Raw genomic sequence first — 12,645 nt, 5'->3', positions numbered from 1 at the left:
TTATCCTGTCGGGCCAACGGAGGTTTTTTATGCAGATTTACAAGGTCGGCGGTGCGGTACGTGATCGCCTGCTGGGCAAACCGGTCACCGATATCGATTGGGTGGTGGTCGGCGCCACCGCAGAAGAAATGCTTGCCAAGGGGTTTCGCCCGGTCGGTGCGGATTTCCCTGTGTTTCTTCACCCGAAAAGCGGCGAGGAGTACGCCCTCGCCCGCACCGAACGCAAGAGCGGTCGTGGTTACGGCGGGTTCACCTTTCACGCCAGCCCCGAGGTCACGCTTGAAGAAGATCTGATCCGTCGCGACCTCACGATCAACGCCATGGCCGAGGACGATCAGCAAAACCTGACGGATCCCTATCACGGCCAGCGCGATCTCGAAGGCCGAATCCTGCGTCACGTTTCCCCCGCGTTCGCCGAGGATCCCCTGCGAGTCTTGCGTGTTGCCCGCTTCGCGGCTCGTTACGCAGAACTCGGTTTCAAGGTTGCCCCCGAGACCCTTGAGTTGATGCGCCAGCTCAGCGAATCCGGGGAACTGGAGGCCCTGACCGCTGAACGCAGCTGGAAAGAGATTTCCCGCGCACTGATGGAAAATCAACCGCAGGTGTTCATTCAGGTACTGCGTGACTGTGGCGCACTGAAAGTGCTGATGCCGGAGGTCGACGCCCTGTTCGGCGTACCGCAACCGGAAGTCCATCATCCGGAAATCGACAGCGGCATTCACACACTGAGCGTGCTTGAGCAAGCCGCCCTGCACAAACAGCCACTGACAGTGCGCTGGGCCTGCCTGCTGCATGATCTCGGCAAGGGCCTGACCCCGGAAGAGGAATGGCCGCGGCACATTGCCCACGAGCACAAGGGCCTGAAGCTGATCAAAGCGGTCAACGAACGCTTCAAGGCACCGAAGGACTGTCAGGAACTGGCCCTGCTGGTCGGCCAGTATCACACCCACGGCCATCGCGCCCTGGAGCTGAAGGCTTCGACCTTGCTGGAATTGCTGCAGAGCTTTGATGTTTATCGCCGACCGCAGCGCTTCGAAGAATTTATCGTCGCATGCGAGATGGATGCCCGAGGCCGCAAAGGACTTGAGCAGCGCAGTTATCCACAGGCCGATTACCTGCGTGGTGCAGCCAGCGCTGCTCGGGGCGTCGCGATACAGCCGCTGCTGGAGAAAGGATTCAAGGGCCCGGAACTGGGCGAAGCACTCAAGCGCGAACGGCTCAAGGCGTTGAAGGCTTACAAGGAATCAGCGTCGTCCTGAGAATACCTGACGCCATCGCGAACCGGTCGCGATGGCGTCAGTCAGTTCAACAGATCTGGAGGCGTGAGCTGAATGCCGCGCCACTCAAACCCCACCGGTGCCAGCACCTGATCGATCTGCGCCTCGGACCACAGCGTGGCAAAGCTTTTTCCCACACCTGGATGCACCCGATCCGGCGCAATCAGCGACAACGGCCACAACACGAAGGCATTTTTCAGAATCTCGGCCCGGGGCAGGATCAGCCCGTCGAAATTGCCTGCCAGCTCTCCGTACAGCAGGACGTCGATATCTAGCGGCAATCCCTTGCGATCCGGGGCATAACGACCGTTATCCGCCTCGATGAATTTCAGCCGACGATCCAGCTCCATCAGCGGCAGATCGGTGTAGGCCGACACCACGAAATTGAAGAACGGGCCACTCTTGATCCCTACCGGCTGGCTTTCGAACACCGCCGAGCAGCGGATATCCACCAAGAAACCGGCCAGGGCATCCAGACCGGCTCGCAAATGAGTTTCGCGCTCGATATTGCTACCGAGCCCGAGGTAGACCTGAGTCAGCGACATCCGCGCTCGATCTCCACACCCACGCCACCCTTGGCGGCCGGAACCGCGCCAGGCTTGGTCAGCTTCAGGCGCACCCAGGTGATCTTGAATTCGGCCATCAGCACTTCGACCAGACGCTCGGCGAAGGTCTCGACCAGCTGGAACTGTGCCTGCTCGGCAAAGGCCTGGATCCGCGTGGAAACACTGGCGTAATCGAGTGCCAGGGTCAGGTCGTCACCGGCAGCAGCCGGGCGATTGTCCCAAGCGAAGCTCAGATCAAGACGCAAGCACTGTCGGATGCCGCGCTCCCAGTCGTAGGCACCGATCACGGTGTCGACTTCCAGGCCCTCGATAAACACTCTGTCCAAGCACTTTTCTCCGCTGCACGACAAGGGCGCAATGCGCCGTTAGAATCAGGGCGTCCTCGCCCGGAATAGTTAGCATGTTTTGGTTACTGGCGATCCTCGCCTACCTGCTCGGCTCGCTGTCCTTCGCCATTTTGCTCAGCCGCCTGACCGGAACTCCGGATCCGCGAATGAGTGGCTCGGGTAATGCCGGTGCCACCAACATGCTGCGCCTGGCCGGTCGCAAACTCGCGATCCTGACCCTGCTGGGTGATCTGTGCAAAGGCCTGCTGCCGGTACTGATCGCATCGGCGGCGGGCCTTTCGCTGCAGGATCAGGCCTGGATCGGCGTCTGCGCCGTGATCGGTCACCTGTTCCCGCTGTACTTCCGTTTCCGCGGCGGCAAGGGCGTCGCCACGGCGGCCGGCATGCTGCTGGGCCTTTATCCACCTGCTGCACTACTGGCTGTTTGCGCCTGGCTGCTGACGTTCTACCTGACCCGCACCAGCTCACTGGCAGCGCTGATCGCCACGCCCCTGACCCTGCCATTGCTGGCCTGGCAGGAACCGGAGGCGCTGCTGCCGATGAGCACGCTTACGCTGCTGATCGTCTGGCGCCACCGGGGCAATCTACGCGACCTGTTTGCCGGGCGCGAACGGCATTTTTAAATACCGTACGTGAGCACCGTTCATCACAGCGCCGACAACTGCTCCATCGGCCAGCGTGCCTGCACGCTGATCGCCAGGCTTTCCTGCTGGCCGGCCTGCAGACGCTGGCAACCGGCAAACGCAATCATCGCGCCATTGTCGGTGCAGAACTCGGGACGGGCATAGAACACATCGCCCTTCATGTCGCCGAGCATTTTCTCCAGAGAAGCCCGCAATGCCTTGTTGGCGCTGACGCCACCGGCGATCACCAGACGCTTCATGCCGGCCTGCTTCAACGCACGCTTGCACTTGATGGTCAAAGTCTCCACCACGGCCTGCTGGAACGCCAGCGCGATGTCGCAACGGGCTTGCTCGCTGTCGTCCCCGGCGCTGACGCACTGCTGCCAGGTGTTGAGAGCAAAAGTCTTCAAGCCGCTGAAGCTGAAATCGAGCCCCGGACGATCGCACATCGGACGCGGGAAGGTGAAACGTCCTGCGACACCCTTCTCTGCCAGCTTGGCGATTTCCGGCCCGCCCGGATAATTGAGACCCATCATCTTCGCGGTCTTGTCGAAGGCTTCGCCCGCTGCGTCATCAAGGGTTTCGCCCAGCAGGCTGTATTGGCCGATGCCATCGACCTGAACCAGCTGCGTATGACCTCCGGAGACCAACAAAGCGACGAACGGAAACTCCGGCGGTTTTGGCTCCAGCATCGGTGCCAGCAAGTGGCCTTCCATGTGGTGCACGCCGAGCGCCGGAATGCCCCAGGCAAACGCCAGCGCCTGAGCGCACGAAGCACCCACCAGCAACGCGCCGACCAGGCCAGGACCGGCGGTGTAGGCGATGGCATCGATCTCGGTCGGTACGCAGTCAGCCTCTGCCAACACCTGACGGATCAAGGGCAGCATGCGCTTGACGTGATCGCGCGAGGCCAGCTCCGGCACCACGCCGCCGTAGACGCGGTGCAGGTCGATCTGACTGAACAGTGCGTCGGCCAGCAGGCCCCGCTCGCTGTCGTATAAAGCGACGCCGGTTTCGTCGCAGGAAGTTTCTAATCCCAGTACTAGCATGGGTTTGCGCCTTGTTTAGGCTGAATTCGAAGGCGCGCATAATAGTCGCCACTGGATGCCCCGACCAGCGGTTTTCGATCAGAGGCTTTGCATTCCGAGCGTTGAGGGGTTAACATCCGCAACCCTTAAAAACCGACGTCTTCAAGTGCTCTTTTGCCGCGAGGATGTTGACCCCGGTAATGAATGAAGGTAGCTCTGGATGCCAGCCGTCAAAGTTAAAGAGAACGAACCCTTCGACGTAGCTCTGCGTCGTTTCAAGCGCTCCTGCGAAAAAGCCGGTGTACTGGCTGAAGTTCGTAGCCGCGAATTTTACGAGAAGCCAACTTCCGAGCGTAAGCGCAAGGCAGCAGCCGCTGTTAAGCGTCACGCCAAGAAAGTTCAGCGCGAACAGCGCCGCGCCGTTCGTCTGTACTAATACACAGACGATCGTAGCAAGCTTCTGCCAAGCCCGGCCCTCAGCCGGGCTAATGGCATTTGCGTAAAACGCTTGATGCTTCACCGTCGAAGCCGCACACGCGACCGAGACAAATCCGCTTCACCGCGTCAGGCCTGGCTCTTTTGCCAGCGGTGCACGTCTTTTCTGACGAGCCTTTCAAGGCTACTGACGAGCACACCCACTGATTCCTCTTACGACGATCAGCCCAAGGCACCTGCTTGCGTGCCCGCTTCATGAGCTATCCGAGGCCTTCAACCGGCCGTCAGCGGATTCAGCGCAACACTTTCATAAAGTCGAAGACTGATAGGTACTAACGTCAGTGGATTTTCGGCAGATACACTTCCCGACAGCGATTACGCAGACGATACCGGTCGAGCCGCACTCTTTGTGCGCTTTCAAGCATGACCCGCGTCCGGCCGCCCATCGCATCGGACTCATTACAGCGCAGACGACGAGAACGCCATGGCCGGGCTGATTCCCCAGAGCTTCATTGACGACCTGCTGAACCGCACCGACATCGTCGACGTGGTCAGCTCGCGCGTGCAATTGAAGAAGGCCGGCAAGAACTACACCGCCTGCTGCCCGTTCCACAAAGAGAAAACCCCGTCGTTCAGCGTCAGCCCCGACAAGCAGTTCTATTACTGCTTCGGTTGCGGCGCCGGCGGTAACGCGCTCGGTTTTCTCATGGACCACGACAACCTGGACTTTCCCCAGGCCGTCGAGGACCTGGCCAAAGCTGCCGGCATGGAAGTGCCGCGCGAAGAAGGTGGCCGCTCGCACAAGCCGCGACAGCCGACCGATTCGCCGCTTTATCCACTGCTGACTGCCGCTGCGGACTTTTACCGCCAGGCGCTCAAGAGCCACCCGGCACGCAAGGCTGCCGTGGATTACCTCAAGGGCCGTGGACTGACGGGTGAAATTGCCCGGGACTTCGGCCTCGGCTTCGCCCCGCCAGGCTGGGACAATCTGTTCAAGCACCTGAGCAGCGACACCCTGCAGCAGAAAGCCATGATCGACGCCGGCCTGCTGATCGAGAACGCTGAAACCGGCAAGCGCTATGACCGCTTCCGCGATCGCGTGATGTTTCCGATCCGCGACACCCGCGGGCGCATCATCGCCTTCGGCGGTCGGGTCCTCGGCGACGACAAGCCGAAATACCTGAACTCACCGGAAACCCCGGTATTCCATAAAGGCCAGGAACTCTACGGCCTCTATGAAGCCCGCAAGAACAACCGCAACCTCGATGAAATCATCGTCGTCGAGGGCTACATGGACGTGATCGCCCTGGCCCAGCAAGGCCTGCGAAACGCCGTCGCGACCCTGGGCACAGCCACCAGCGAAGAGCATCTGAAGCGCCTTTTTCGCGTCGTGCCGAACGTATTGTTCTGCTTCGACGGCGACCAGGCCGGCCGCAACGCAGCGTGGCGTGCACTGGAAGCGACATTGAGCAGCCTGCAGGACGGTCGCCGCGCACGCTTCCTGTTCCTGCCCGAAGGCGAAGACCCGGACACCTTGATCCGCGCTGAAGGCACCGACGCCTTTCGTGCACGGATCAATCAGCACGCGCAGCCATTGGCAGACTATTTCTTCCAGCAACTGACCGAAGAGGCCGACCCTCGCTCACTCGAAGGCAAGGCGCACATGGCGACGCTTGCCGCACCGCTGATCGACAAAGTGCCAGGGGCCAACCTGCGAATCCTGATGCGCCAGCGCCTGACCGAGATCACCGGCCTGAGCAGCGAGACCGTCAGTCAGCTGGCCCAGAGCACACCGCAGGAAGCGCCGCCCGCCTACGATCCGGGCATCGATTACGACGCAATGCCGGACTTCAGCGACTACCATCAGCCGCAGGCACAGGACATGTATGTGCCGCAGCAGGAATGGACGCCGAAGAAGCCCGGTGCCGGCGGCAAGAAATGGGACAAAAAGCCCTGGGACAAGAACGGCAAGCGTGGCGGCGATCGTGATCAACCGCGCGCCCCGAGAGTGCCGGCGCCTGTCGAGCCACCGATCATGGCTGCCCTGCGAACGGTGATCCATCACCCGCAACTGGCGCTGAAGGTCGAGACGGCCAGCCACTTTGCGGACGAAGACAATACCAACACTCAGTTGCTGGTGGCCTCACTGGAAGCCGTGCAAAAGAATCCTCAGCTAAACTCTTTTCAGTTGATCTCGCGATGGCATGGCACCGAACAAGGTCGATTGCTGACCCGCCTGGCAGAAAAGGAGTGGTTGATCAACGGAGAAAACCTTGAACAACAGTTTTTCGACACCATAACTAGCTTGTCAGCCCGCCAGCGCGAGCGAAAGCTGGAACAACTTCTCAGGAAATCACGTCAAAGCGATCTGAGCACCGAAGAAAAATCTTTGCTGCTCGAATTGCTCAAACGGGATGTTCCTGCATCAAACCCGACCTCAACTGGCGCGTGAGGTCATAGCTCAGGTATAATCCTCGGCTTGTTTTTTGCCCGCCAAGACCTTCAGTGGATAGGGTGTTATGTCCGGAAAAGCGCAACAGCAGTCTCGTATTATTGAGTTGATCAAACTGGGTCGTGAGCAGAAGTATCTGACTTACGCCGAGGTCAACGACCACCTGCCCGAGGATATTTCAGATCCGGAGCAGGTGGAAGACATCATCCGCATGATTAACGACATGGGGATCCCCGTACACGAGAGTGCTCCGGATGCGGACGCCCTTATGTTGGCCGACGCCGATACTGACGAGGCCGCTGCGGAAGAAGCAGCCGCCGCGTTGGCAGCGGTCGAGACCGATATCGGTCGCACCACTGACCCAGTGCGCATGTACATGCGTGAAATGGGTACGGTCGAGCTTCTGACTCGTGAAGGCGAAATCGAAATCGCCAAGCGTATCGAAGAGGGCATCCGTGAGGTGATGAGCGCAATCGCGCACTTCCCCGGCACGGTTGACCATATTCTCTCCGAGTACACTCGGGTCACCACCGAAGGCGGTCGCCTGTCCGACGTTCTGAGCGGCTACATCGACCCGGACGACGGCATTACGCCGCCGGCTGCCGAAGTACCACCGCCGATCGACGCGAAAGCCGCGAAAGCGGACGACGATTCCGAGGACGATGACGCCGAAGCTTCCGATGACGAAGAAGAAGCCGAAAGCGGTCCGGATCCGGTCATTGCTGCCCAGCGCTTCGGCGCCGTGGCCGACCAGATGGAAATCACCCGCAAGGCCCTGAAAAAGCACGGTCGTCACAACAAGGCAGCGGTTGCCGAGTTGCTGGCCCTGGCTGATCTGTTCATGCCGATCAAACTGGTGCCGAAGCAATTCGAAGCCCTGGTCGAGCGTGTTCGCAGTGCCTTGGATCGTCTGCGTCAGCAAGAGCGCGCGATCATGCAGCTGTGCGTACGTGATGCACGTATGCCGCGTGCCGACTTCCTGCGCCAGTTCCCGGGCAACGAAGTCGACGAAAGCTGGTCCGACGCCCTGGCCAAAGGCAAGAGCAAGTACGCCGAAGCCATCGGCCGCGTGCAACCGGACATCATCCGTTGCCAGCAGAAGCTGACCGCGCTGGAAACCGAGACCGGTCTGACCATCGCCGAGATCAAGGACATCAACCGTCGCATGTCGATCGGTGAGGCGAAAGCCCGCCGTGCGAAGAAAGAGATGGTTGAAGCGAACCTGCGTCTGGTGATCTCCATCGCCAAGAAGTACACCAACCGTGGCCTGCAATTCCTCGACCTGATCCAGGAAGGCAACATCGGTCTGATGAAAGCGGTGGACAAGTTCGAATACCGTCGTGGTTACAAGTTCTCGACCTATGCCACCTGGTGGATCCGTCAGGCGATCACTCGCTCGATCGCCGACCAGGCACGCACCATCCGTATTCCGGTGCACATGATCGAGACGATCAACAAGCTCAACCGCATTTCCCGCCAGATGCTGCAGGAAATGGGTCGCGAACCGACCCCGGAAGAGCTGGGCGAGCGCATGGAGATGCCTGAGGACAAGATCCGCAAGGTATTGAAGATCGCCAAAGAACCGATCTCCATGGAAACCCCGATCGGTGATGACGAAGACTCTCATCTGGGTGATTTCATCGAAGACTCGACCATGCAGTCGCCAATCGATGTCGCCACTGTCGAGAGCCTGAAAGAAGCGACCCGCGAAGTGCTGTCCGGCCTTACTGCCCGTGAAGCCAAGGTACTGCGCATGCGTTTCGGTATCGACATGAACACCGACCATACGCTCGAAGAAGTCGGCAAACAGTTTGACGTGACCCGTGAGCGGATCCGTCAGATCGAAGCCAAGGCGCTGCGCAAGCTGCGCCATCCGACGCGAAGCGAACACCTGCGTTCGTTCCTCGACGAGTAATACCAGAACCCCCGGCCCAGGCCGGGGGTTTTGTTTTATCGGGCAGATTAAATACCTCGCACCACCCTCCCCCGCGCACAGCCCGTCTACACTCGAAACATTCCCCCGTGCCATAACGAGACCGTTATGCCCAGACTGGCGTCCGTGCTTTTTTTGCTGTCACTGATGATCTGGACCGCAACGGCTGACGCGCTGACTCTGACCGACGAAGAACGTAGCTGGCTGGCGGCTCACCCGGACTTGCGCCTGGGTGTCGATGCATCGTGGCCCCCCTTCGAGTTTCGCGATGACCAGAACCGCTATCAGGGCCTGGCGGCGGACTATATCGACGTGATCCGCCAGCGTCTGGCCATCAAACTTACGCCCATCGAACCCTCGAGCTGGACAGCCGTGCTCGAACAGGCCAAAAACGGCACGATCGATCTGCTGCCGGGCATCATGTCCACTCCGGAACGCCAGAATTACCTGGCCTTCACCCGACCTTACCTGGATTTTCCGATCGTCATCCTCGCCCATGTCGGCGGGCCGCAACCGCGCAAGATCGAGGATTTGTACGGGCTGAAGATCGCCGTCGTCGAAAACTATGCTCCCCATGAGCTGTTACGCACCCATCATCCGGACCTGAATCTGGTGGCCATGCCCAATGTCAGCTCGGCGCTGCAGGCCTTGGCCACCGACGAAGTGGACGCGGTGGTCGGCGATCTCGCCTCCAGTGTCTGGAGCCTGCGCCAGCTCAAGCTCGACGGGCTGTATGTCAGCGGCGAAACCCCTTATCGCTATCAACTGGCAATGGGGGTTCCCCGCGACAGCAAAATGCTGGTGGGCATTCTGGACAAGGTCCTGGCCGACATGTCCCCGGAGCAGATCAGCAGCATCCAGGAACACTGGGTGGGCAACGTCCTCGATCATCGGACATTCTGGTCGGATCTGCTGGTCTATGGCCTGCCAGGCCTGCTGTTGCTGGTAATCATCCTGGCAGTGGTGATCCGCATCAACCGCCGCTTGAGCTCGGAAATCGCCCGGCGCATCGACCTCGAACAGGAACTGCGCAGCAGCGAATACCACTATCGCGGGCTGGTGGAAAGCCTGTCGGCCATTGCCTGGGAAGCGCGGATCAGCGATTTCACCTACAGCTACGTATCGCCCCACGCCGAGGATTTGCTGGGTTATCCCCTGTCCCATTGGCTGATTCCGGGCTTCTGGCGCAACATCATCCACCCCGCCGACCTGACCCGCGCACAGAGTTTCTGCGATCACGAAGTCCTCGCCGGGCGCGATCACAGCCTCGATTACCGGGTGATCACCGCTGATGGCCGTTGCCTGTGGGTGCGCGACATCGTCAGCCTGATCGAGCACGGCCACGAACCGGTGATGCGCGGCCTGATGATCGACATCAGCGAAACCAAGCGTACCGAAGAAGCCCTGCGCCTGTCGGAGCAGAAGTTCGCCTCGGTGTTCCAGCAATGCCCGGACATTCTGGTGATCGCGCGGCTGTCCGACGGCTGTCTGCTGGAGGTCAACGAAGCCTTTGAAGAACAGATCGGGCTGAAAGCCGAAGACGTCATTGGCCAGACCGCTACCGAACTCAATATCTGGGGCATTCCCGGCGTTGGCCCTGGCCTGCTGCAACGCCTGCAGGCCGGCAGCATACGCAACCTGGAAATGCCCTTTCGTCGCAGCAACGGGCAAGTATTCACCGGGCTGATTTCCGCCGAACCGTTCGAACTCGACACCACACCGGCGCTGGTCGTGGTAGTGCGCGACATTACCCAGCTCAAGGAAACCCAACAGCAACTGCAAACCTCCGAAGAGAAGTTCGCCAAGGCCTTCCACGCCTCGCCGGACGGCCTGTTGCTGTCGCGTCAGAGCGATGGTCTGCTGCTGGAGGTCAACGAAGGTTTCAGCCGCATCACCGGTTTCAACAGCGCCATGTCGGTGGACCGTTCGGCACTGGATCTGGGGATCTGGGTCAATCTCAACGAACGCAAACAGATGCTCGACCTGCTGCATCGTGACGGTTTCGTTCGTGACTTCACCTGCCACATCCGCCGCAGTGACGGGCAGATCCGTCTGTGCGAAGTGTCCAGTCGCCCACTGCCGATCGGCGAAGACGACTGCATGCTGACCATCGCCCGGGACATCACCGAACGCCACCTGATGCAGGAAAAACTGCAACAGGCCGCCACAGTGTTCGAAAGCACTGCCGAAGGCGTCTTGATCACCGATACGCAACAGCACATCAGTGCCGTAAACCGCGCCTTTACCGAAATCACCGGTTACAGCGAAAGCGAGGCGCTGGGCCATACCCCGCGCCTGCTGGCTTCCGGCCTGCACGACAGCGCATTCTATGCAGCGATGTGGCATCAATTGACTGACGAAGGCCACTGGCAGGGCGAGATTTCCAACCGGCGCAAAAATGGCGAGTTGTACCCGAGCTGGCTGACCATCAGTGCCGTGCGCAACCGCGACCGGTTCATTACCCACTTCGTCGCGGTGTTTGCCGATATCTCCAGCCTCAAGCATGCCCAGGCCAAACTCGATTACCAGGCCCACCATGACCCACTGACCGGCCTGCCGAATCGCACGCTGTTTGAAAGTCGCCTGCTGACGGCACTGAACGGCCAGCAAGAGAATGGCGGTCTGGGCGCGGTACTGTTCCTCGACCTCGATCGCTTCAAACACATCAACGATAGCCTCGGCCATCCGGTTGGCGACCTACTGCTCAAGGGCATCGCCGTTCGCCTCAAGGAACAGTTGCGCGATATAGATACCGTGGCGCGACTGGGTGGCGACGAATTCATCATCCTGCTGCCGGGGCTGCAACAAGCCGGAGATGCCGACAACATCGCCACCAAACTGCTGAATTGCTTCGGCGCTCCGTTTCAGGCCGGCGAGCACGAGTTCTTCATCAGCGCCAGCATCGGCACCAGCCTCTATCCGCGTGACGGCTGCGACGTCGCCACTCTGATCAAGAACGCCGACGCGGCGATGTACCGCTCAAAGGCCAAGGGCCGCAACCGTGTCGAAAGCTACACCCGCGACCTCACCGCCCAGGCCAGCGAACGGGTGGCGCTGGAGCATGAATTGCGCCGGGCCATCGAACGGGAAGAGTTGTATCTCTATTACCAGCCGAAAATCAGCCTCGACGATCACAGCCTGGTCGGGGCCGAAGCCCTGATCCGCTGGCGCCACCCGACCTTCGGCGAAGTGCCTCCGGAACATTTCATTCCGCTGGCAGAAGAGAACGGCATGATTCTGCAAATCGGCGACTGGGTGCTGGAAACCGCCTGCCGGCAGATGTTCGAGTGGAGCCAGATCTACGAATCCCTGGGCCCGCTCTCGGTCAACCTCGCCGGCGCCCAACTACGCCAACCGAACCTGCTGGGGCGCATCGAACAACTGCTCAAGGACAACCGGCTCAGGCCGGATTTACTGCAACTGGAAATTACCGAAAACTTCATCATGAGCCAGGCCGAAGAGGCGCTGGCCGTGTTGCACCAGCTCAAACACCTCGGCGTGCAACTGGCCATCGACGACTTCGGCACCGGCTATTCCTCGCTGAGCTACCTCAAACGCCTGCCGCTGGACATCCTCAAGATCGACCAGTCCTTCGTACGCGGCCTGCCCGACGACCCCCACGACGCGGCGATTGTCCGCGCCATCATCGCCCTGGGCCGCAGCATGCAATTCACCGTGATCGCCGAAGGTGTGGAAACACAGGCCCAACAACAATTCCTCGCTGCCGAAGGCTGCGAACAGATCCAGGGCTACATCGTCAGCCTGCCGCTGCCACCCGAGGAATTCGCCGCGACGTTTCTTCGCATAGCCGTATCAGATTTTTCGGATAGCACAGCCGAGAAACCGTCGCTATAATCCGCGGCCTACTGAGGGCCTATAGCTCAGTTGGTTAGAGCAGAGGACTCATAATCCTTTGGTCCACGGTTCAAGTCCGTGTGGGCCCACCAAACATAAAAAAAAGCCGCGCTTATGTGCGGCTTTTTT

General features: G+C 60.1%; 9 protein-coding genes and 1 tRNA gene. 7 read left to right on the top strand and 3 right to left on the bottom strand.

Features of this window, described 5'->3' with window-relative positions:
• Positions 1-29: 29 nt before the first annotated feature.
• A complete protein-coding gene (locus OQ248_RS13425) occupies positions 30-1,259 on the top strand; it encodes a multifunctional CCA addition/repair protein (protein WP_265813075.1) in 1,230 nt (409 codons plus the stop codon).
• A gap of 41 nt (positions 1,260-1,300) precedes the next feature.
• Here the strand turns inward: OQ248_RS13425 and folK are convergent, their stop codons facing one another.
• Positions 1,301-1,822: a 2-amino-4-hydroxy-6-hydroxymethyldihydropteridine diphosphokinase gene (folK, locus tag OQ248_RS13420; RefSeq protein ID WP_085709213.1), complete on the bottom strand. Its 522-nt coding sequence runs from the start codon at positions 1,820-1,822 to the stop codon at positions 1,301-1,303.
• On the bottom strand, positions 1,813-2,169 hold the full coding sequence (gene folB / locus OQ248_RS13415; RefSeq protein WP_016772885.1) for a dihydroneopterin aldolase: 357 nt from the start codon (positions 2,167-2,169) through the stop codon (positions 1,813-1,815). The genes folK and folB overlap by 10 nt, the downstream gene beginning before the upstream one ends.
• A gap of 74 nt (positions 2,170-2,243) precedes the next feature.
• Here folB and plsY point away from each other — a divergent pair, with 74 nt between their 5' ends.
• A complete protein-coding gene (gene plsY / locus OQ248_RS13410) occupies positions 2,244-2,813 on the top strand; it encodes a glycerol-3-phosphate 1-O-acyltransferase PlsY (RefSeq protein ID WP_265813074.1) in 570 nt (189 codons plus the stop codon).
• 23 nt (positions 2,814-2,836) lie between these two features.
• Here plsY and tsaD read toward each other — a convergent pair whose 3' ends face one another.
• The gene (gene tsaD / locus OQ248_RS13405) at positions 2,837-3,862 is read right to left on the bottom strand and encodes a tRNA (adenosine(37)-N6)-threonylcarbamoyltransferase complex transferase subunit TsaD (RefSeq protein WP_265813073.1); all 1,026 of its coding nucleotides are present in this window, start codon (positions 3,860-3,862) and stop codon (positions 2,837-2,839) included.
• Between the two features lie 199 nt (positions 3,863-4,061).
• Between tsaD and rpsU the strand changes: the two genes are divergently transcribed.
• The 5 genes from rpsU (at position 4,062) to OQ248_RS13380 (ending at position 12,608) form a co-directional block, all read left to right on the top strand.
• Positions 4,062-4,277, top strand: coding sequence for a 30S ribosomal protein S21 (gene rpsU / locus OQ248_RS13400; protein ID WP_002551877.1), 216 nt, complete (start codon positions 4,062-4,064; stop codon positions 4,275-4,277).
• A gap of 483 nt (positions 4,278-4,760) precedes the next feature.
• Entirely contained in the window at positions 4,761-6,728 is a 1,968-nt protein-coding gene (dnaG, locus tag OQ248_RS13395) for a DNA primase (protein ID WP_248740036.1), read from the top strand.
• Positions 6,729-6,795: 67 nt separating this feature from the next.
• Positions 6,796-8,643: an RNA polymerase sigma factor RpoD gene (rpoD, locus tag OQ248_RS13390; protein WP_085709208.1), complete on the top strand. Its 1,848-nt coding sequence runs from the start codon at positions 6,796-6,798 to the stop codon at positions 8,641-8,643.
• Positions 8,644-8,769: 126 nt separating this feature from the next.
• The gene (locus OQ248_RS13385) at positions 8,770-12,516 is read left to right on the top strand and encodes an EAL domain-containing protein (protein WP_265813072.1); all 3,747 of its coding nucleotides are present in this window, start codon (positions 8,770-8,772) and stop codon (positions 12,514-12,516) included.
• A gap of 15 nt (positions 12,517-12,531) precedes the next feature.
• Positions 12,532-12,608: transfer RNA gene (locus tag OQ248_RS13380), tRNA-Ile, on the top strand.
• Positions 12,609-12,645: the final 37 nt, after the last annotated feature.

It is taken from the genome of Pseudomonas sp. COW5, assembly GCF_026240005.1.
Classification (GTDB): domain Bacteria; phylum Pseudomonadota; class Gammaproteobacteria; order Pseudomonadales; family Pseudomonadaceae; genus Aquipseudomonas; species Aquipseudomonas kribbensis.
This window is presented reverse-complemented; position numbering and strand designations above follow the sequence as displayed.